This is a genomic window from Legionella lytica, from assembly GCF_023921225.1.
Taxonomy (GTDB): domain Bacteria; phylum Pseudomonadota; class Gammaproteobacteria; order Legionellales; family Legionellaceae; genus Legionella; species Legionella lytica.
This window is the reverse complement of sequence record NZ_CP071527.1, coordinates 289,504-311,497: the sequence shown is the minus strand read 5'-3', so window position 1 is coordinate 311,497 and position 21,994 is coordinate 289,504. Positions and strand designations below refer to the sequence as shown.

Genomic DNA, 21,994 nt, shown 5'->3' with positions numbered 1-21,994 from the left:
ATTAAATGAATGGTGATTTAACATAATCGATTACTGAATTAAAAGTACCTTGTTTCATCGATTCGAAAGTAAACTCATCCACTAAGATAGCATCCCAACGTGCTGCTTCTACTGCCAACAATTGCTCCATCTCTTCTTGAGTAATTTCTTTCTTTTCCAGTTTTTTCTCTAGTTTCGCTTTTAAATGTCCAAACTTAGCTCGCTTCACATCACCTACTTTCTTAGACAGTTCATCCGCGTTGATGATTAATTGTAAGGCATGTTCCATACGATCCACTGGCTGTTGTGGATCTCCTGATAAATAAAGAAATGATTTCAAACGATTGCGGAAATGGTTATTTCCAGTCATTAATGCAGCCAGTTTTCTATCTAATTTATCACTGGGGTAACGCATGGTTTGCCCCAAGGGAAATGCAACAAAGCGCATGATGAAACCTAATAACCGGGATGGGAAGTTTTGGCATAAAGCAAGTAGTGATTTTTGTGCATGATAATAGCAATAAGCAACGGCCCATTGTGCATGCAATTGCTCATCTTTATCATCTCCATTTAACTGCACACTACGTAACGCAGCCATTGCCATATATAAATAAGACAGTCCATCAGCTAGACGAGCAGATAAGCGCTCTTTACGTTTTAAATCCCCACCTAAATAAATTAAGGATAAGTCAGCTAACCAAGCAAAGGCGTAGCTTAAACGAGTTAAGCGTTGATAGTCACGCTTCATGGGCGACTTAGGAACACTAATCAATAATCCACCAGTCCATGCAGTACACATCGCTTTGGCAAAATTTTGCATGAAATATTGAATATGCTTCCAAATTACGTCTCTAAAGGCAGCCTTATCTTCTTTGGCAACGGCATAAAACTCATCTCGGATAAACGGATGACATGCCATAGAACCTTGGCCAAAGATCAGCAAGTTGCGCGACATAACATTCGCACCTTCAACTGTAATGGAGATAGGAATTCCTTGGTAGAAATTCGTTAAATAGTTCCGTGGGCCAACCACAACAGCACGCCCAGCGTGTACATCCATCGCATTATTAATCGTGGCACGAGCTAATTCAGTATTGAAGTATTTGGTAATCGCAGAAGCTACAGACGGTTTTTTATGTTCATTAACGGCAGCGACTGTGAGTAAACGTGTTGCACTAGTTAAATAGGTTAAACCGGCAATTTCTGCGAGTTTCTCTTCAATTCCTTCAAACTGCGCGATTTCCACATTGAACTGACGACGAATACGAGCAAATGCACCTGAGGTGAGATAGCAAATAGCAGAAGAGCCTGCTCCCATTGCAGGTAAAGAAATAGAACGGCCAATAGACAAACATTCAACCAACATTTGCCATCCACCACCCACCCGTTTTTGTCCACCAATAACTGCCGTAATTGGTACAAAAATGTCTTTCCCACGCACAGTACCATTCATAAAAGGTTGTTCTGCGGGCAAATGGCGATTACCAACCTCTAGATTTGGTGTATCCCGTGGAACGAGTACGCAAGTAATTCCTTCCACTCCTTCGCCTTGTAATAAACCTTCAGGATCGCGAACATTAACGGCTAAACCAATCAAGGTTGCAATGGGTGCTAAAGTAATCCAACGTTTATCTATAGTAATCGACAAACCAAGCACGGTTTTACCGTCCACTTGCTTTTGCATCACAATCGCATCAGATTGAATGGATGTAGCATCACTACCCGCTCCTGGTTCAGTTAACGCAAAGCATGGAATATCGATACCTTTGGCCAATCGTGGCAAATAATGATTCTTTTGCTCATCTGTACCATAATAATTAATTAGCTCGCCTGGGCCTAATGAATTGGGAACCATCACCGTTACCCCGGTAACTCCTGAACGGGTAGCAATTTTTTGTACCACATCAGAATGTGCCCGAGCCGAAAAGCCTTTTCCACCATATTCCTTGGGAATAACCAAGCCAAAAAAGCCATTTTCTTTGAGATAAGTCCAAACATTTTCAGGCAAATCATGCTCTTGGCTAATTTGCCATTCATTTAGCATGCCGCATAGCATCTGTGTTTCATTATCAAGAAATGCCTGCTCTTCTGCAGAAAGCTCAGTAGCAACTTTTGATAAGCGCTCCCAATTAGGGGCTCCACGAAAAATGTCTTCTTCAAGCCAAGTATCACCGGCATTTAAGGCTTCTTCTTCAGTCTTTGAAAGCTTAGGAACTGATTTACCTGCAGTTTTATAGAGAAAATCACCGAGCCATGCCCGCAAAGGCTCCATATAAACGACTAGCAAAGCAACAATAATTACCGCCCATAATACAAACCCAACAATCCACGGGAGACCGATGGCGAAGGTGGCAACTAATAAATAAAATACGCTTCCTAACTCCCAAACGAGGGGATTCATTGCTCGATAAAGAACGATAAGCGTAAAGACTAAATAAACCAAGAAAAATAGAATAGCCATAAAAATACCTTCCCTTGCTCTTTTTTATTATTGCAGGACGAGCATATAGTATATACTCTTTTTATAACAATAACATATGGCCTACTGGAGTATGAATCAACGATTGATTTGGAATTTTGAATTTACCCCACAAGTGGCAAGCTTGCCTGCAGAATTCGTTATAAAACGCGAGCCCGAGGAAGTAAAGTGGGAGATCCGTTTCTTCTGGCCTAATGATGAAATCATTGTACTCAATACGCTTGATGACTCATTATTAGACATAACTAATTACCAACAAAAATCTCGAGACGATTATTATTACCTACTCGCGGACGACAATTACAACATCAAGCGACGCCGTAATGAATTAATGTATAAACCACTATTAAAGCAAACCCCTCAGGCTATGGCGTTTGGCTCAAAAGTAAATATCGATAACCTTGATAAATCTGCTGAGCCGCAGTTAAAAAAAATCGCCCAACAAGTTGTGCAATATGGAGTGGAAATCTACGTTAAAAAAGTGGCTTTTATCTACAAATTTGCCACCACGCCGACAGTTAAACTCGAATTGGCGCGCCTGGAGGCTCATAATCAGACTTATTTAAGTGCATGTATTGAAGGAAAATCATTATTTTTAGTAGAACACATCGCGGAACGCTTGCTGGGAAAACAGGATTCCTGCGAATATGTAACATTCTTAAAAAACATTTTGCACCTATGATCAAAACATTATTAGACATTATCTACAGCTTCGGAAAAATTGGGCTAATTTCATTAGGTGGCGGCAACTCCATGTTAAAGCTATTGGAGTATGAAGCCGTTAATTACCGCCAATGGATTGGACAAGAAGAATTCATCAATATGGTAGGTTCAAGCTTTGTTTTTCCAGGGCTAACCGCCGTAAAATTATCGGCCCTCATCGGTTATAAAGCTGCGGGACTGACAGGCTTATTACTTGCCGTTCTCTGCCTTAATTTACCAGGATTAATTATGACAGTCATTGGTTATCAATGGTTAACCAGCCATGATAGTCCTGCAACGCGCAAAATAATGATTGGCGTGCAATACGGAGCCTTAGCTTTATTAGCGGCTGCCAGTTATTCGGTGGCTCAAGGTGTTGTGGCTATGTATTTTTCTATTCCTATTGCCCTGTGTTGCATTGTGTTTTTTTTAGCATTAACTTTTTGGAACTTATCGCCTTTTTACGGTTTTCTAGGCTTTATCGCCGTTTGTTTTTTCCTGGTGCGCTGAGTAATAATTTAACGATAGAAATTATTAAAATGGAGTTTCCTTTTGGATACAGTATTGGATAATCCTGAGTATTATATTAACCGAGAATTTTCGGCCATAGCCTTTAACCAACGCGTTCTTGCGTTGGCGAATGATGAACGAGTTCCATTATTAGAACGAATGCGATTTCTTAGTATTTGTAGCAGCAACCTGGATGAGTTTTTTGAAATACGCGTTGCCGGCCTAAAAGAAAAAATGGCCTCATCTACAGGGAAGCTCACCATTGATGGCTTACGTCCTGATGAAGCATTTAGCATCATTAGCCAAAGAACCCATGTATTAATCGATCAATTATATGCAACATTTAATAAGCATTTGCTCCCAGCCTTACACAAAGAAAACATTCATTTTCTTGAATTAGAAGAATGGACCGATGATATTCATCTGTGGGCCAAACATTATTTCAAACACGAGATACAACCCGTTATGAGCCCTATCGCATTGGACTTGGCTCATCCATTACCGCAACTAATTAACAAAAGCTTGAACTTTATTATTTCATTAAGCGGAAAAGATGCCTTTGATCGTAATATTAATTATGCGGTAGTGCATGCACCTCGCTCCATTCCTCGCGTAATCCATCTTCCCTCAGAGCTGTGTGGTGGCGCTGATTATTTTGTTTATTTATCATCAATTATTACCACCCACGTTAATAGCCTATTCCCTGGGATGGAAATCAGTGGCTGTTATTCATTTCGTCTCACCCGAAATAGTGATTTATTCTTACGCGAAGAAGAAATTGATGATTTAGCGAAAGCGGTGCAACGAGAAATTTTTTCTCGCCATTACGGGAATGTGGTGCGTTTGGAAATTGAAAAAAACTGCCCAGAAAAGATCGTTGATTTCTTATTGCAAAAATACCATTTACGCCATGAAGACACATTTTATTGTGATGGTCCTGTAAATATTCAACGCTATCTAACTGCAATTAATAACCTGGATAGGCCTGATTTAAACTATCCAGCATATACAGCCGAATATCCTCAATTTCACCGCTCAGAACGTAATTTATTTAATGTTATTGATGAGCAAGATATTTTGTTGCATCACCCGTATCAAAGTTTTGAGGTGGTCATCGATTTTTTAAGGCAGGCCGCAGCAGACCCTCACGTATTAGCAATTAACCAAACACTTTATCGCACGCACTCCGAATCAGCCATGGTTGACGCCTTAGTTGATGCTGCACACTCAGGAAAAGAAGTCACTGCCGTTATTGAACTGCGGGCTCGTTTTGATGAGGAGTCTAACTTAAAACTGGCAAACCGCTTACATGCCGCAGGTGTGTTAGTGCTCTATGGGGTAGTCGGCTATAAAACACATGCCAAAATGACGCTGGTCGTACGCCGAACTCATGGCAAGTTAAAACGTTATGTGCACTTAAGTACGGGTAACTACCATGAAAAAACGGCACAGCGTTATACCGACTTAGGGCTTTTAACCTGCGAACCAACGATTACTGCTGATACGCAAATTATTTTTCAACAATTAACGGGATTAGGAAAGGTAGTTAAACTGAAAGCATTAAGCCATTCTCCATTTACCTTACAAAAAACCCTGCTGCAATATATCGATCAATGCGCTACTGCGGCGCAAACAGGCGTAGACGCGGAAATTTTACTCAAAGTAAATGGCTTAACTGATAAGACAACCATTCAGGCTTTATATAAAGCATCTCAAGCCGGTGTAAAAATTAATTTACTCGTCCGTGGTGTCTGTTGTTTAAAACCAGGCCTCCCAGGTGTTTCCGAGAATATTCGTGTGCTGTCCTACATTGGACGCTTTTTAGAACACCATCGCATTTTTTACTTTCGCATTGATAATGAAGAGCATTATTTTTGTGCCAGTGCAGATATGATGGAGCGTAACCTGTATCATCGAATTGAAATTATGTTTCCTATTCTTGATGAACAATGCAAGAAACGTATCAAGCAAGAAATTATTAAGAACTATCTCAAAGATAATAGCAATACTTGGGAAATGCAAAGTGATGGTAGTTATAAGCCAATGACTCAGGGAAATTCGTCGGCGCAGGAGAAATTAATTACACTTTATAAAGATGAGACGAATGATATTTAATGAATTAGCTATGCTCATTGCTCCCGCATTACACAACGTTACATCCAGGCTACATTTATATTTGGACCAGATTCAAAGCCTGGTTGCTTGCAACCAGGCTAGGTGTTCTTAGCGTGGGCAGGTTAAATGAATTTCTTTACCCAAATGTAATTGCGCTCGTGTGGCCAAAGGAATGGGGAAATTCGTCGCACCATGCCCAATGCCATCCATCTGTACTACCGGAATAGCGCTTTCCTCGGCAAAACGCTGTAACACCGGTTGAATTAGCGAGGTCGCGTTGGGTTCTTCACCACCAAGAAAATCAGCGAAAAGTACGGCGGCGGCGCCCTTAAAAATATTGGCTTGGCGCAAATGTTCTAGCATGCGATCAACACGATAGCCACGCTCATTTATTTCTTCTAATAAAATAATTTTGCCGCGACCATCTAATTGCCAATTAGTTCCTATACTCGCTTGAACCAGGGTTAAATTACCTCCGGTTACGGAAGATTCAATGATACGATTCTCTTGGGCTAAGCCATTTAGCGGCCTTAATCCCTTAAAATCAACCGATTCACGCTCAGCAAACAATAAAGACTTCAAAGCAGCAATAGATTCTGCTGAAAATTTATCGGGCGTTGCACCGCCATGAATCGTGGCCCAACCCCAGTGCTGTTGCAAATACAAATGCAACGAGGTTATGTCACTCATCCCAACAAAAATCTTTGGTTTCGCTGGAGGTTTCAGGCTCGCTAATTGTGGAATTAAGCGCATCGCACCATAACCACCACGCACGCAAATCAGTGCTTTCGCCTCTGAATCGAGTAAGGCACTTCTTAAATGCTGGAAACGCAGTTCATCACTATTTGCACAGAATAAATCCTCTGCAAAAATATTCTCTTTAACGACGCAGTTTAACTGCCAAGAGCTAATAAGCTCTTTTAGTTCCTGTAATTGCTGATCCGTACAACGGGAGGCAGGGGCTATCAACTCAACGAGATCGCCTGGCTTAAGTACCGGTAATGTTTTCATTGTTTATCTTTGCTAAAAAGTAATCGTACTATATTAAAAGCGTTTTACTTAACTTTCCAGGTTCTTCGCAAGCTAAGCGCGGTAATAAATATCCTGGCACTAATTGTTGCAATTGGTGGTAGATTGCTTGGGCTTTCGTAAAGGGCATATCAAAATGAGCAGCGCCTTTTACTTTATCTAAGGTATGTAAATAATAAGGAAGCACCGCATAGTTAAATAAAGACTGGCTTAGTGACGCTAAAACCTGCGCGTCATCATTGATGCCCGCCAATAACACCGACTGATTCAATAAATGACATCCTGCTTGCCGTAAATCATAAAGCGCCTGACCAACCGCAGTATCCTGCAATTCCTGCGGGTGATTACAATGTAGCACCATTACTTTTTTCAGCCGAGTCGTTGTTAATAAGCTTAAAAAGCCAGAATCAATTCGTTCTGGAAATACCACAGGAATACGGGTATGAAAACGAATGGTGTGCACATGGGGAATCATTTCTAATCGTTGCAAAAGCTCAGCAATAACGACGTCAGCCGCTAAAAGTGGGTCTCCCCCACTTAAAATTACTTCGGTAATGCTTGAATCCTTCGCAATGTACTCACAAATTTCGTTAAACCCCTGGCGCCCGGGATTATTCTCCTGATAAGGAAAATGTCGTCGAAAGCAAAATCGGCAATTAACTGCGCAAACCCCAGTTAAGGTGAGTAAGACTCGCCCATGATACTTATGAATTAAGCCTCTTAAGGGATTACTCACGCGTTCTTGCAATGGATCAACCCCATACTCTGCTGATGAATTCATTTCTTGAGTTGTTGCTAAAACTTGCAACAGTAATGGATCTTGAGGATTCCCCTTTTGCATTCGTTGGGCAAATCCCAAAGGAATACGGCTGGCAAATTGCTCTTCAGCACATAAGCTTCCAGTAGATAGGGGTAATTCTAGATAGGCTAATAAATCAGCTACAGAAGAAAAACCTTGCGCTAATTTTTTTTGCCAACTTAAAGAGGTATCTCGCATTAATTACACAGACTTGATAAACTGTGCGAACTTTAACTAAAACCAGAAAAAATCTCAACACTGTGGAGTCCTAATGGCAATTTATAGCACCAATGAATTAAAAAATGGCCTAAAAGTAATGGTCGATGATGCCCCGTGCACCATCATTGATTGTGAATTCGTAAAACCAGGAAAAGGCCAAGCCTTTACCCGCATTAAAATTCGTAATCTGAAAACAGGTCGAGTCGTAGAACGTACCTTCAAATCAAACGAGACCTTACCTTCTGCTGATGTTGTTGATATGGAAATGCAATTTCTCTACGCTGATGGCGAGCACTGGCATTTCATGGTTCCAGATAATTTTGAACAATATGCGCTAACCAAAGAAATTCTTGATGAGGCCGCACTCTGGTTAAAAGAGCAAGATATTTGCATCGTGACCCTGTGGAACAATGAACCTATTCAGGTATTGCCACCTACATTTGTTATTCTTGCGATTACTGAAACCGATCCAGGACTAAAAGGTGACACTTCTGGCGGTGGCGGAAAACCTGCCATCCTGGAAACAGGCGCAGTAGTGCGAGTACCTTTATTCGTACAAACAGGTGAATTAATTAAGGTAGACACGCGTAAGGGCGAATACGTTTCGCGCGCAAAAGAATAGGGTTCTCGCGAACTACGTCGAGTTATCGGCGTTGCAAGACCTCCGGATCCCGCGGCCAAGCCGCGGGAATTCGAATACGTTTAAGTTAACGTCATAAGCTGGCGCTCACTCCGAATAATGTACTTAGCTATAGTAAAAATACCAAAGGCGAATAGGCTCTAATAAACATTATAAGAGTCATACATACCCCAGTACCCCACGTCACCTAAGTCATCATAACCGTAGTAATAAGCATCATTCCAATATGGCCCACCATAATAACCTACGGTGTAAACAGTACGAGTAGGATATGCGCGAGTATAGTAAACCGTTTCTGTAGTAACACAACTTGTTACTAAGAGCATTGGTGCTACGATAACTAAAGCAATGATTAATTTTTTCATGGTTCCATCCTATTTCTATGATTCTAAAACTAATTAATACTAGTAACGATGGTGGTGGCGATGATGATGATGGTGGTGGTGCCATCGATCCCAACCCCTATGATGTCCACGATCCCAATGTCTATGATGCCCATGACGATACCCATGGTTATGATGCCCATGACGATACCCATGGTTATGATGCCCATGACGATACCCATGGTTATGATGCCAATAAGCGTAATTAGTACCAACTTTAGCTACCTTATTGTAATTAATGGCGGTCCTATTGTCTGAGCGCAATTCCGGGTTATAAATAGAAGCATGAGCCACGGCAAACCCTGGAGTACCAAACAGGAGTAATGAACTAATAACAAAAGAGAAAATAAGCGTTTTCATGATAACCTCCAAGTCAATTAGCACTCCCTCTTTGTGTATTATTATTATACAACTAGATTCCATGTTTAGCAAAACAGGTTGCGTTATTCAGGAAAACGGGCACAGATAGGGAGGAAAAAACGTAATTCCAAAAACTTTTCATGGAAAAATATAGGTAACGACTTACCGAATCCTGAGCCGCTACTGAATGCACGTTGGAGGTTTATGCTGAGCTTAAGGCGTCCTACTATGACTCATGTAGGCTGGCACACCACCCATCAAACTACCCTCCCTATCTGAAAATATTAATGGTTCAGTTAGGTTCAGTCATCACCCATATGTTTAATAATAGACCAAAAATAGAATGATTGTAAAATTATTGACCACCGATAGGCCATACTTTGCTACTTCTTCGCTAAATTACAATGCAGGTTAAATGCTACAAATACCCGTATTATGCAGTATTAATACGGGCAACATTTGAGCTTATTGTGAATATCTGAATAAGTGATTGGCAGATGCTTGTACCGTTGGCATGATTATCATTTGTTCTATATCAACGTGTTGGGGCCGTGAAATGCAATAGAGGATTGCATCAGCAATGTCCTCGGCAACCAACGGATGGAAGCCACTATAAAACTCTTTAGCCCGTTGTTTATCATTCCAGCGCACTTCACTAAACTCAGTTTCCACTGCTCCAGGAGCGATTTCTGTAACTCGAATTGGACTTCCCAATAAATCCAGGCGCATCGATTTTGAAATAGCGTGTACTGCGTGTTTGGTTGCAGCATAAACATTACCATTAGGATAGCATTCATGACCCGCAATAGAACCTATATTGACAATATGCCCTCTACCACGAGCCATCATCACAGGAATAATGGCACGACTGACATAAAGTAATCCTTTAATATTCGTATCAATCATTGTATCCCAATGCGCTTCAACTCCTTGCTGTAAGGGTAAGGTATCTAAGGCTAAACCAGCATTATTGATTAACACATCAATTGCTTTCCATTGGCTGGGCAACGAAGATAATTGCTTGGTAACTTGTTCATGATCACTTACATCTAAAGTTAAGACATAATGTTCCTTACCTGATTCTTGAGTTAATTGTTGCGCTAAAGTTTCTAAACGTTCTGTACGGCGGGCAGCCAAAATCAATTGAGCCCCTTGTCCTGCACAATAATGGGCACACGCTTGGCCAATGCCACTCGATGCACCAGTGATTAAAATAATTTTATCCTCTAATAAATTCATTGTTTATAATCCTTAACTGCAAATATTGAAATGTCTATGAGCTTTTTATTAGTAGTTCTTAGTGGGTAGAACTTAATGTAGTCATCAAACGCATGACCTCCTCATCGGACGTCTGGCTAAAATCATCATACCATAACCCAACGGCATAAAAATTAGCTGGCTGTAATGGACAAATTATTTTATTAACCAGGCTTGCCATTTCCGCACAAGTAGACCTTGCCGCAACAGGGACAGCCACAATAAGCTCTGCTGGATTTTTTTGCTTTAATGCAGCAATAGCTGCACGCATGGTATAACCGGTAGCAATCCCATCATCAACCAGAATAATGGTTTTTCCCATAAGGTGCAGAGGAGATTTATTCACTCGATAAACCTTATCACGACGTTCTAATTCCAGCTTTTCTTTCCGCAATACCTCATCAATTGCACTACGGTCGATATGCAGTCCGTGCACAACATCCTCATTAAAAACCACGACACCTCCGGGTGCAATGGCACCCATGGCGTACTCTTCATGCCCAGGAACCCCTAATTTACGCACAATAAAAATATCCATTGGCAAGGAAAGTTTGGTTGCAATTTCATAGGCCACAGGCACTCCCCCTCGGGGTAAACCCAAAATAATACTGTTATCTTTTACTGCATAATCATGCAACAAGTCAGCGAGAACCTGTCCGGCTTGCTGCCTATTCGCATAGTTCACCGTTTGGCTCCTTGAAATTATTCCCTTAATTAAAAGTTTAGTACATCCCTTTGTCAGAACGCCCAAGCCCATGCTGTGCTATATTTGACCAATGGATTGATGACAAGGAAGGGATCAAACTCTGAACATTACTGAAAAGATCATTTATGCTCACCTGCTGGATGAAAAAATGGAGGCAGGCAAAGAAATCGCCTTAAAAATAGATCAAACCTTGTGCCAAGATGTAACAGGAACTCTAGTTATGCTTGAATTAGAAGCTATCGGACTAGAACGTACCAAGGCAGAAGTTTCAGTGCAATATGTCGATCACAATTTGATTCAAGAAGATAATAAAAATCCTGATGATCATCTTTTCCTTGAAGGCGCAGCCAGGCGTTATGGCCTTTACTTTAGCCGACCAGGAAATGGAATAAGTCATGCGGTACACATGCAAAACTTCGGTCTCCCTGGAAAAACACTCGCCGGTTCTGACAGCCATACCTGTGCCGCTGGCTTTATGGCCATGCTGGCCATCGGCTCAGGAGGCCTGGAAGTCGCCATGGCAATAGCAGGCTACCTTATTTTAAGTACCGTCACCATTAATCAAAAGCCAATTTGGGGCCTAAAGGGACAATTTGCGTTGGGTTGATGGTCTTATGGCTGTAATAATAATGTTGTTTAATTTGTAAAAAATTAACCGTTTCACGTACCCCTGGATGATAATACAAACGCTCTAGGTAGGATTGAATTGCTTTGTAATCACTCATACGTTGCTTGTTGGTTTTAAAATGACTGTAATATACGGCATCAAAACGTATAAGGGTGGTAAAAAAGCGCCAATCGGCTTCGGTTAATTGCTCCCCAATCAAGTATTGGTGTTTCGCTAAATGCAGCTCCAGTTCCTCGAGCAAAGTAAATAATTCATGATAGGCAAGCTCATAAGCCTCTTGAGCAGTCGCAAAACCACATTTATAAACCCCGTTATTAATTCCATTATAAATACGGTCATTCATAGCATCGATTTCTGCGCGTAATGGTTTGGGGTAAAAATCCTGAGTGTCTCCGGTAAGTTGATTAAAGGCCTCATTAAATTGGCGAATAATTTCCGCCGATTCATTATTTATAATCGTTTGTTCTTTTTTATCCCATAAGACCGGAACCGTAACCCGCCCAGTGTAGTCAGGGTGTGCCTTAAGATAAATCTCGTATAAATAGCGCAAGCCATAAAGTTTGTCTCCTGTTGCATCCATTCCCGTATTAAACTCCCATCCATTCTCCAGCATATGTGGATGGACAATAGAAACGTCGATGTATTCATCGAGCTTTTTGAGTTTTCTGAAAATTAAGGTGCGATGGGCCCAGGGACAAGCTAAAGACACATACAAATGATAACGTCCCTTTTCGGCAGGAAAACGAGCATCGGGCTCATGACTAATTGCGGAACGAAACTGGGTAGGCTCGCGTTTAAATGCCCCCTTAGTTTTATCGGTATCATACCAAACATCCTGCCATTTCCCATCAACCAAAAGCCCCATGATTCATTCCTTATACAGTCCGTAAAATAATATTTAGTTATTATAGTTTGATATCAGTTCCGCAGTTAGCCTGCTCTTGCTCATTTGCTAAAACTGCTGCTAATATCATTATTTTCACCGATACCATTCAGTAAGATACGACAACAGTTCTCTTTTTGCTACAAAAGCATCGTACAAACACCTAACTAAGGACAGATAGATGAATAAGAGCTCTTTCAAAAAAATAGCATTAATGGCCCTGATTTTTGCCACAAACACAGGAGCTTGGGCACAAGAACTAGTTGAAATATCAATTGATGCGATTAACATTAAGAATGGAACAGTGGCCAGTCGCCCCTGCCCCAAAAAGATACAGGGTAATTGTCCTGCCGGTGTGCCAAGTTCGTGTATGATGGTTTTCACTCCTTCGGCTTTTGCCGGAACACTTACCATTACCAATAATTCGAATAAAACGGCTTTAAATGTCACAACAAATCAGGCCTTTATTAGCTCTTATGACATTTTCCAATCACCAGACACCGGCCTGGCTAGCATCGCCCCGCATACTTCAGGCACCTTAACCTTTTATGCTAGCGGTTTACCGATAAATCCACCGATTGACGTCGAAGTTAAAGGCAGCAATACCACCTCAGCATGTTTTAGTATTCAAGTACTATCCTAATTGTTCTATCAGCGAACCTCCAGTTCATTGAGAACTGGAGGTTGACCCTTTAGATTAAATACCGAATTAATTTTTCCGGAAGCCATACAACTGCCAATTGTATCGGTATATCGCTCAGAACTATGTATGCAACCTGGCTCTTTGACGGTATAGTGCATATCCACGGGATTACCAATAATGGCGCGAATAACTCGCGGCCCCATTCCAGGCATCCCGGCATGCATCACTTTGCGGTTATCAATCAGCATAATATCGCCTTTTTTCCATAAGCATGACGAATAATTAGTTCTCATCAATTCAGCGAGTTCTTTGACTTCCTGGTCATTAAAACAACTTCCTACCTTTATTTCATCAAACCCAGATAAGTCCGTTTTTCTTTTAGCCATAAACTCAATGGCTTTATTTCTTACGATCTGATAGGAGTTCTTAGGTGATTTAGCCAAAGCAATCGCCCCCATAGCAACGGATTCTATTGCTTGAAAAACCGGGCTAGGTAATTTCCAAAAAAATCGATGCCAAAACCATGCCTTGCCTTGATAATCATTCATAAAGCGTTTGCGCAATTCATCGTTAAGGGTTGGTAATTCAAAAAGATTAAGTTGCATGGCTTTTTCTTTGGTAAGTGGATGTTCAAATACACTGGGTTTATACATTAGAACAAAACGTTCTTCTCCTTCACCCACGACAGGGAGATCGAAATAAGCGCAAATTTCTTCTACTTTTTCTGCCGAAAGGTGATAACGTTCAGCAACCTCCGAGACTAACCATTTGGATACAAAATAGGCATGATCTTCCAATTTATTTTTTAATCCAACGGACAGCTGGCGATAGATTTTTTCTGTATTAATGATGCCCGTTTCCCCACCTAAAGTAGATGGCTCCATGCAAAAAAAACCAATATAGCTAGGAACATCTGCAGAATAATAATTTTCTGTGTGAAAACCGCCAAGGTATAAGGTTCCTCCAGTTTTATAAACTGAATTTGTATGCAAAACATATTTTAGATCATCAACATGCGTGCGACCATTTTCGGACATAAACGCTTCGCTTATTCCATGAAAATCAGGAATACTCGTGATTGCCTTTTCAAATTGTTGGTCTGAGTGAATATCAAAACCACGAAAGAGCACCGCGCCATACTTAGCAATATCTGCTACTAATTGGCTCGCATTAGCCGCCAAAAACTGATGTAAAAACGCCGCAGTCTTGATACCCTGTGCCTCAATCACCAAAGGCATTTCCTTCTCATCGGATAAAATAAAACGCTCATCGTCATGAAGAAATCGAGTACATACGCCTGTATATTCATGCATTTGCCACCTCCTATCCCTATGCTTATAAAAAAATATAGCACAAAAATAGGCACTAACTTTTTGAAAAATAACAGCTAAATCTGTATAAAAATCACCCGAAACACCGGGTGTCCTGATGAATAAGGTAGACCTGGGGTTGATTTATCAAAATTTTTAAGGGATCCTTATCGCCCAACTTACGTCAATATTGTATGGAGAGCACAATGACTCAAGCTATTCCAAATGGATTTCACACACTTACACCTTCTTTTATGTTTAAAAACTGCAAGGCAGCTATTGAGTTTTACCAAAAGGCTTTTAATGCAGAAACAATAAGTTTTATGCCCAATATTGATGGTAAAGGTACAATGCATGCTCAACTTAAAATTGGCAGCTCGATGATGATGATGGGCGACGAGATGCCTGGTAATGAACAGTGCTCCCAAAGCGCAGAAACGCTTGGCCACTCCCCTATAAGTATGTATGTTTACGTGGATGACGTTGATAGTGCATTTAGCCAAGCAGTCGATGCGGGCGCGCAAGTAACCATGCCTATCACGGATATGTTTTGGGGCGACCGCGTAGGTCAAGTTAAAGACCCATTTGGATACAGTTGGATGATTGCGACCCATACGGTTGATCTCAACAATGAACAAATTAAGCAGCGTGCTGAAGAGTTTTTCGCCGCCTGGCAAAACAAAAAATAGAGTAACAATGAACTACACTGATTATGGCTATAGAATCAATCAAATTACCGCAGGTTCAGGACCTAACTGGCTCTTTTTGCCAGGGGGGCCTGGCTTGGGTTCGGAGTATTTGACCGAGTTTTGTAACAAATTACAGCTACCAGGAGCTATTTTTGTTCTAGACTTCCCTCAAGATGGAACGAATACCGCTCATGGAGAACTGGACCTAGAATGCTGGAAAGAAGGACTTATGGACCTTCTTCAGTCCTTTAGTAACCCCATACTGGTTACTCATAGTTTTTCAGGGATGCTTGCCTTGATGATGCCTGAGTTGGAACAACAGCTGTCAGGTTTAGTGCTAATGAATACCACGACTCAAAATACCTTTTTCCCACACATTAACGCCATGCAAGAAAAGTATGACTTACCGGACCTAGTACCTGCCGCAGGCCAGTATCATTTAGATCCGTCAAATGAAACTTATAAGGCGTTTTGGCATACCTACAAGCATTATTGCTTTACGGCAGAAGAGCTCTCTGAAGGTGAGAAAATGCTCCCTCTTTTTGCATTTAATAATGCAGCCTACTATTATGCAGTGGAACATTTTTATATTGATTATGCATGCAAGTGGAGTCCTAAAACCATCCCAGCCATGACGATTGCTAGCGAACAAGATTTTATTTGCCCACCACAAATTTTTCTTGATGATGAACGGTTTCAAAGCCCCAATATGATGAACAAGCTCATCTCCAATGCAGGCCATTGTCCATGGGTTATTTGCTTTGAGCAGGTTCAGCAATGTTTTGATGATTTCGTTGAGACTCTACCAACTAGCCTTAAACCAAACCCAATTACCCCCCGCTTGACCACGATAATGTAAGTTGTGCTCATGGCCCGATAGTCCCCCTATCTACGTATTTGAGAAACGTCGGGCCATAGGGCTGCTCTATAATTATTTGCTTAACACATAGGGCTGATATACTGGTTCCCAAATGCTTGCAGCAAGCTCTTGTTCAAATTCTGCTTCATTAACGCGAGCCAACCCTTCAGTAATGGCTTGCTTGCCAACTGCTTTTGCTACCGCAAAGCTAATCGCACGTAATGCAGATAATGGAGGTAAAAGATTTGCCGTCTTATCATTGCGTGCAGGAGAACATTCTGCAAGTGCCAGTGCAGCTGCCTTAATCATGCCATCAGAAACATGTTTTGCCTGTGACGACATAATTCCCAAAGCTAAACCAGGGAAAACATAGGAGTTATTCGTCTGGTCAATATGATACTCTTTGCCTTTGAAGGTAACGGGAGCAAAAGGGCTTCCGGTGCCAATTAACGCTCGACCATCAGTCCAATGCAATAAATCCTCTGGGGTTGCCTCACAATGCGACGTAGGATTAGAGAGAGGGAAAATAACAGGGCGCTCTGTATTTTGCGCCATGGTTCTTACAATCTCTTCAGTAAATGCACCAAACTGCGTAGAAACCCCAATCAAAGCGGTTGGCTTCACATTGCGAACCACATCAAGCAATCCGATTTCATCGCGATTAGAGAGCTGCCACCCATCAATTTCCGAGCGTTGACGCACAAAGGTTTCTTGAGAAGGGCTTTGACCTTTGCCTCCTTCAACCAAGAGGCCATAACGATCAACCGCATAAATACGTTCACTAGCCTCTTGCTCAGTTAAACCCGCATCAACCATTGCCGCACGAATCAACTGCGCAATTCCCAGTCCAGTTCCACCAAAACCGAAGAAAACAACACGTTGCTCACGTAAAGGGATACCTGTGACATTAATCGCCGACAATAAAGTACCCGTGGTCATAGCGGCAGTACCTTGAATATCGTCATTAAAAGTACACAGCTGATTGCGATAATGAGCTAAAAATTTGGCAGCATTGCCCCCTGCAAAATCCTCCCATTGCAACAAAATATGTGGCCAACGCCGTTTTACTGCAGAAACAAAGGTATCAACAAATTCATCATACTCTGCTCCTCGTACACGCTTGCTTCGCCAACCAATATACAAAGGGTCATTAAGTCGCTCCTCATTATCAGTTCCGACATCAAGTAAAATGGGTAAACAATACTTTGGATGAATGCCCGCTAAAGCGGTGTATAAGGCCATCTTCCCGATCGGGATTCCCATCCCACCAGCCCCTTGATCACCAAGCCCTAAAATGCGCTCCCCATCGCTAACCACGATGCATTTAATAGAATCATAACGCGGATGCGCAAAAATTTGCTCAATCTTATCTCTATTGGGATAACTAATAAAAAGCCCCCGGGGTTTACGGAATACTTCACTAAATTTTTGGCAGCCCTCACCAACCGTCGGCGTGTATACAATAGGAAGCATTTCCTCAATATGATGGGCAATTAAAGAATAAAATAAAGTTTCATTCGTATCTTGAAGATCGCGTAGAAAACTATACTTTTCCAATTGGGTTGGCAACTCGGAAAAAACGGCATATCGGCGACGTTCTTGATCTCCCATACAACCGATATGAGGAGGCAACAAGCCATGCAAAGAAAATATATCTCGTTCTTCCTGAGTGAACGCAGTACCTTTATTTAACAAAGAGTTATTTAGTAAATCATATGCGGTTAATTTTGTTGCAATACAGCTACCTGTGGGGGATTGTCGTTCTTGATCTGAAGTGCTCATGTATAAAGTCCTTTTATAGGTAATCTTTTAACGATAAATACTTACTCCTTCCAGAATAAGCATAGATCAAATTTTAGCCTTTACTCTAAGCCATAGATTTACTCTAAGCCATAGATTTACTCTAAAACATTATCAATATCCGTTGGGTGGCGGTAATCTCCGATGGAGATGATCATTATTTGCTAATTAACGCTATTGAGCAATAGCTTTCTGCACAACAATGACAGAAACAATCAGCTCAAATATTGAACAACCATAAAGCCCTTCTATACTTAAAGTTAAGTGAATCACTAAATTTAAGGTGGTTGCCTTTGGGGGGAGATATGACTGATGAAAAAACCGAGAAGAATAATAATAATTTAGGGCAACGAACTGATAAAAAACTCTCGGGAAAAACTCATAGCAGTTTACACTCGACACGTGGTCACTCCTATACCTTAATGGGTACCTTGCTGGAAGATGAGTACAAGCATTTTGCTCAGCAAGAAAGCATAAAAAAAGAAGGAAAGAGCATCAATAAAATCATATTAGGAAAGGGATCTTTCGGTACAGTGCGACTGGCTCAAGATGAAGCCTCAGGTTTATTTCTGGTAGTAAAAAAAATAAAACCATCTAAAGCGAAAGCAAAATTAACTTCCGCAGATTTGGATAAATTGGAGATAGAACAAGAAATACACGAAGCAATTCAACAGCACCAGATTAAAGGAACATTGAGTGCTATTGATATGATCCGAACCGTAAGCAGCAAGAATGAAGAAACTATATACCAAATTTTCCCTCTGGCCAGTCGCGGAGATGGCAATAACTTCATTGAAAAAATTGCTTTTAACTCTGGGGACACAAATAAAAAGTTGGTTCCTCACCTTCTCTTAATACTGGCCAAAACTTTCGCCGATCTTCATGAACACCATATCTATCACCGTGATTTAAAACCCGAAAACATACTCATCACCTCTCAATATGAAGTAGTTGTGGCTGATTTTGGTTCTGCAGTAATTTATAATGCCCAAGGTAAAATACAAGCCTATCCCAATGGCGATGTAATGTACAATCCTCCTGAATTTATAAAACGTTTACCTACGGATACCACCTATACTCCTATTCCTGCAAGCTATACCGAAGAAGATCGAATTAAATTAGTTGACTCATGGAAACTTGGCTTTACTATCGCACCATTCATTGATCCAGATCTTCATGAGCTAGTACAATCATTGTTACAACTACCGATGAAAGATTCGCACCCTCATGCAACACGATTGGTAGCGTATCAAAATTTTCATCTTGAGTTAGATAATAAACTACATGAACTAGGATATACGGAGGAAGTTATAGAAGCCTTGTTAGGCTTGTTAAATCCAGATTATACAAAACGCTTAACCCCTATAGAAGCATTAACACTCCTGTGTTCTCAGGAACTTTCGCAAGAGATAGAAGCCGTGGTCAGCCATTCAGCCCAACAATTAAGCCAATTATTAGCCGAAGCCTTTACCTATGTGGAGATGGCCGATAGTACCCCGCAGACATCTGCCAGCAACGCGTCTTCATCCTTCTTTACCCCCTCGACGACCCCGGCACAATCAATTAGAAGCAAACCAGGGCCAGATGGATATGAGATATTTTATCCAGATGATGAATCGCCCGATTTAGAATCAGAACCGGATAAACCGAATCCGAGTGGTTCACAGCCATAGAGTGGGAGCTGGATGTATTGTACTAAATTACGAGATCCCGCAGACAAGCTGCGGGACATAAAAATGAAACACATTGAGGCGAAGTGTAACACCTCTAAGACTTCATAAAATGATCATAAATAGCTCGGCTTGCTAAAGCGATAGCACGGCTTCGTGGGTAATCACTCGCAGATTGGGATTTAACATAAACCGCGATTGCAATATGCCCTTTATTATGAGGTAAAGTAATAATCCCAACATCACTCACAAAACGATACAATTTCTTTGAGCCCGAATAATTTAAATATTTGGGTTCATAGATAGACCAAGTGCCTGTTTTATGTGCCACTTTAACCCCAGGGGGTAACAAGCCTCTTATGCGACTTCTACCGGTTCGACATTGTTCCATAATCTTCATAAGCAACTGAGTACTGGACTCTGATAGCGCTTGTTTTTTATAAACCTTCACCAGCAGCTTAGCCATATCGTTTGGAGTCGTTGTATCACGAGTATCTTTTTGAAACCGCTGCCAAGCCTTCTGTTTATCTTTAAGAGAAACACGAGCAAAAGCACGTTCCCAAGTTAATACAGGTGGGCGTTTTTTTAATAAAGCATGGTCTACGTGATTGGTATCGACAAACATTTCCATGATCGAGCGATTAACATGGATGTCTTTAAAACCTAGAGCCGCCATACGTTTTTTCACTGCCTCAGGCCCTTTAGCCGCTTTTAATAACGAATCACTGGCACTGTTGTCACTGTTGATCAAGGTATATTTAAGTATTTGTTGTAAAGAAATATTAATTTGTTTCTTTTCAAACATATGATGTAAATAGCCTGAGCCTGGGACCGCGTTTTTTGAGTTCAGTTTAATCATACGACTTAATGATTCTTTTTTTTCATCCACGAGATGTAAAAAAGCCAAGGCGATGGGTAATTTAATGGTACTGGCCATGAAAAAACGCTGATTACTATTATGCGTAATCATTTGATTTTTCTCGATGTGAATGGCCGTGATCCCCATAACTAAATGAGATTTTTTCTCGATTTCCTTAATTTTTTTAGTCAGTGCTACGTCTGCATTTACCGCCCAGCAATTCACAGAAAACAGCAGGGCACAAAATCCATATAAGCTATTCTTTAGCTTTAAAATCTCAAATAATTTGATTTTCATACAGTAGTTAATCCATTCGTCATTATTTAATTATCTTTACTCTCTATTCATGCATATTTAAACATTCTTAACAAGAGCTTGCGGACATTTCTGTGCTTTTACAGACGTAATATTACTCTTGTATTTTTATTGCAAATTACGGAGAATAGCGCGCCTTTTTGACTAATGTTTTATACATGCATTAAGAATTATTTAGGCTCTAAGTTACTTGATTACAGGGCATTTTGGCAATTTATTTATTAACCCTTGCCAATAGTTTTTAACTGTACTTTATATTAAATAGGATGTTGTTATGGTTACAGAGCAGGAAATTCAAGAACAATTAAAGGAAACTCAAACAAAATTAGATAAACTCACCGAGTTAAAAAAGACTCTCGAATCCCGTTTTTGGGGCAATTCGGATGTATGCGAAGATATTAATGGTGTTCCTCTTTCAAAAGAAAATATTCAACAGGCTGTAGAGCGACTTGCAGATCAACTAATAACCCAACATCCTGATGCATTCCCTATTTTAGTTGGCTTAATGGATGGAGCACACCCCTTCTTTGCTGCACTCTACTCCGAATTGACCAAACGCGATTACCGTTTCCAATACTCAACAATGCAAACAACCAGTTATGAAGGCATGCAGTCTGGAAACTTACGTTTTACCCAACCCAAGGGTATTTTAACTAACCGCTTAGTTATCGTTGCTGATGATGTTTGTGATACAGGTAAAACAGCAGATGCGATAAAGAAGCATTTTGAAAATGAAGAATGTGCGAAACAAGTACAATTAATGGTTCTTGTTGATAAAAAGCAAAAAGGTAGACGCATAGAGCCAGACTTCGTTGGATTTACGGTTTCAGAAGAGGCATTTATTATCGGCTATGGTTTAGATTTTGATGGTTTAGTGCGTAATACTGACTGTATTAAAACAATGAATAAAGCGATGTTGCCTACAAAAGATGAAGCGATATTACTAAAAGAAGAAACGCTATTGTGCGCTCAATTTAAAGCACTGCATAAGCAACTAAAAACGCTACGTGAAGAGAACAATAAAGCGTCGTCCTCAAAAACAAGCGAGTCAGGTTTCTTTGCCTTACCAGAAGGCCCTGCAGCGATTACGGTAGTTGCCCCCACTGATAATCCTTCTGTGGCACAAACCGAATTCTCCATGTAAAAAACAGTCTAATACC

21 protein-coding genes are annotated in these 21,994 nt (G+C 40.8%); 11 read left to right on the top strand and 10 right to left on the bottom strand.

What is annotated here, in order from left to right; translation table 11 throughout:
* Nucleotide 1 precedes the first annotated feature (1 nt).
* Complete coding sequence (locus J2N86_RS01260; RefSeq protein ID WP_252580398.1) at nt 2-2,440, bottom strand: acyl-CoA dehydrogenase; 2,439 nt, start codon at nt 2,438-2,440, stop codon at nt 2-4.
* Nucleotides 2,441-2,516: 76 nt separating this feature from the next.
* Between J2N86_RS01260 and J2N86_RS01255 the strand changes: the two genes are divergently transcribed.
* Genes J2N86_RS01255 through ppk1 form a run of 3 tightly spaced genes read left to right on the top strand, consistent with a single transcriptional unit; the run spans nt 2,517 to nt 5,785 of the window.
* A complete protein-coding gene (locus J2N86_RS01255) occupies nt 2,517-3,140 on the top strand; it encodes a hypothetical protein (protein ID WP_252580397.1) in 624 nt (207 codons plus the stop codon).
* Nucleotides 3,137-3,670: a chromate transporter gene (locus tag J2N86_RS01250; RefSeq protein WP_252580396.1), complete on the top strand. Its 534-nt coding sequence runs from the start codon at nt 3,137-3,139 to the stop codon at nt 3,668-3,670. The genes J2N86_RS01255 and J2N86_RS01250 overlap by 4 nt, the downstream gene beginning before the upstream one ends.
* A 42-nt stretch (nt 3,671-3,712) precedes the next feature.
* Nucleotides 3,713-5,785, top strand: a complete 2,073-nt coding sequence (ppk1, locus tag J2N86_RS01245) for a polyphosphate kinase 1 (RefSeq protein WP_252580395.1) — start codon at nt 3,713-3,715, stop codon at nt 5,783-5,785.
* A 108-nt stretch (nt 5,786-5,893) separates the two neighbouring features.
* Here ppk1 and J2N86_RS01240 read toward each other — a convergent pair whose 3' ends face one another.
* Nucleotides 5,894-6,796: a S66 peptidase family protein gene (locus J2N86_RS01240; RefSeq protein WP_252580394.1), complete on the bottom strand. Its 903-nt coding sequence runs from the start codon at nt 6,794-6,796 to the stop codon at nt 5,894-5,896.
* A gap of 28 nt (nt 6,797-6,824) precedes the next feature.
* A complete protein-coding gene (gene epmB, locus J2N86_RS01235; RefSeq protein ID WP_252580393.1) occupies nt 6,825-7,811 on the bottom strand; it encodes an EF-P beta-lysylation protein EpmB in 987 nt (328 codons plus the stop codon).
* 73 nt (nt 7,812-7,884) lie between these two features.
* On the opposite strand from epmB, the gene efp reads away from it, so the two are divergent.
* Entirely contained in the window at nt 7,885-8,454 is a 570-nt protein-coding gene (efp, locus tag J2N86_RS01230) for an elongation factor P (RefSeq protein ID WP_252580392.1), read from the top strand.
* 158 nt (nt 8,455-8,612) lie between these two features.
* On the opposite strand, the gene J2N86_RS01225 is transcribed toward efp, so the two are convergent.
* Complete coding sequence (locus tag J2N86_RS01225) at nt 8,613-8,837, bottom strand: hypothetical protein (protein WP_252580391.1); 225 nt, start codon at nt 8,835-8,837, stop codon at nt 8,613-8,615.
* A 17-nt stretch (nt 8,838-8,854) separates the two neighbouring features.
* Here J2N86_RS01225 and J2N86_RS01220 point away from each other — a divergent pair, with 17 nt between their 5' ends.
* Nucleotides 8,855-9,064, top strand: coding sequence for a hypothetical protein (locus J2N86_RS01220; protein ID WP_252580390.1), 210 nt, complete (start codon nt 8,855-8,857; stop codon nt 9,062-9,064).
* A 616-nt stretch (nt 9,065-9,680) separates the two neighbouring features.
* On the opposite strand, the gene J2N86_RS01215 is transcribed toward J2N86_RS01220, so the two are convergent.
* Together J2N86_RS01215 and J2N86_RS01210 are read right to left on the bottom strand one after the other, a co-directional pair.
* On the bottom strand, nt 9,681-10,454 hold the full coding sequence (locus tag J2N86_RS01215) for an SDR family NAD(P)-dependent oxidoreductase (protein WP_252580389.1): 774 nt from the start codon (nt 10,452-10,454) through the stop codon (nt 9,681-9,683).
* A gap of 58 nt (nt 10,455-10,512) precedes the next feature.
* Nucleotides 10,513-11,157, bottom strand: coding sequence for a phosphoribosyltransferase (locus tag J2N86_RS01210; protein ID WP_252580388.1), 645 nt, complete (start codon nt 11,155-11,157; stop codon nt 10,513-10,515).
* A gap of 169 nt (nt 11,158-11,326) precedes the next feature.
* On the opposite strand from J2N86_RS01210, the gene J2N86_RS01205 reads away from it, so the two are divergent.
* Complete coding sequence (locus tag J2N86_RS01205; RefSeq protein ID WP_252580387.1) at nt 11,327-11,785, top strand: aconitase family protein; 459 nt, start codon at nt 11,327-11,329, stop codon at nt 11,783-11,785.
* Here the strand turns inward: J2N86_RS01205 and J2N86_RS01200 are convergent.
* A complete protein-coding gene (locus tag J2N86_RS01200) occupies nt 11,736-12,671 on the bottom strand; it encodes a glutathione S-transferase family protein (RefSeq protein ID WP_252580386.1) in 936 nt (311 codons plus the stop codon). The genes J2N86_RS01205 and J2N86_RS01200 overlap by 50 nt on opposite strands.
* 199 nt (nt 12,672-12,870) lie before the next feature.
* Here J2N86_RS01200 and J2N86_RS01195 point away from each other — a divergent pair, with 199 nt between their 5' ends.
* Nucleotides 12,871-13,332, top strand: coding sequence for a hypothetical protein (locus J2N86_RS01195; protein ID WP_252580385.1), 462 nt, complete (start codon nt 12,871-12,873; stop codon nt 13,330-13,332).
* Between the two features lie 8 nt (nt 13,333-13,340).
* On the opposite strand, the gene J2N86_RS01190 is transcribed toward J2N86_RS01195, so the two are convergent.
* Nucleotides 13,341-14,645, bottom strand: a complete 1,305-nt coding sequence (locus J2N86_RS01190; protein WP_252580384.1) for a TauD/TfdA family dioxygenase — start codon at nt 14,643-14,645, stop codon at nt 13,341-13,343.
* Between the two features lie 203 nt (nt 14,646-14,848).
* On the opposite strand from J2N86_RS01190, the gene J2N86_RS01185 reads away from it, so the two are divergent.
* On the top strand, nt 14,849-15,331 hold the full coding sequence (locus J2N86_RS01185; RefSeq protein WP_252580383.1) for a VOC family protein: 483 nt from the start codon (nt 14,849-14,851) through the stop codon (nt 15,329-15,331).
* A gap of 7 nt (nt 15,332-15,338) precedes the next feature.
* Nucleotides 15,339-16,190: an alpha/beta fold hydrolase gene (locus tag J2N86_RS01180; RefSeq protein WP_252580382.1), complete on the top strand. Its 852-nt coding sequence runs from the start codon at nt 15,339-15,341 to the stop codon at nt 16,188-16,190.
* Between the two features lie 72 nt (nt 16,191-16,262).
* Here the strand turns inward: J2N86_RS01180 and J2N86_RS01175 are convergent, their stop codons facing one another.
* Nucleotides 16,263-17,972, bottom strand: coding sequence for an NAD-dependent malic enzyme (locus J2N86_RS01175; protein ID WP_252580381.1), 1,710 nt, complete (start codon nt 17,970-17,972; stop codon nt 16,263-16,265).
* Between the two features lie 323 nt (nt 17,973-18,295).
* On the opposite strand from J2N86_RS01175, the gene J2N86_RS01170 reads away from it, so the two are divergent.
* Nucleotides 18,296-19,663, top strand: a complete 1,368-nt coding sequence (locus J2N86_RS01170; protein WP_252580380.1) for a protein kinase family protein — start codon at nt 18,296-18,298, stop codon at nt 19,661-19,663.
* A gap of 94 nt (nt 19,664-19,757) precedes the next feature.
* Here the strand turns inward: J2N86_RS01170 and bla are convergent, their stop codons facing one another.
* The gene (gene bla / locus J2N86_RS01165; RefSeq protein WP_252580379.1) at nt 19,758-20,816 is read right to left on the bottom strand and encodes a class A beta-lactamase; all 1,059 of its coding nucleotides are present in this window, start codon (nt 20,814-20,816) and stop codon (nt 19,758-19,760) included.
* A 292-nt stretch (nt 20,817-21,108) separates the two neighbouring features.
* Here bla and J2N86_RS01160 point away from each other — a divergent pair, with 292 nt between their 5' ends.
* Nucleotides 21,109-21,978, top strand: a complete 870-nt coding sequence (locus J2N86_RS01160; RefSeq protein WP_252580378.1) for a phosphoribosyltransferase — start codon at nt 21,109-21,111, stop codon at nt 21,976-21,978.
* Nucleotides 21,979-21,994: the final 16 nt, after the last annotated feature.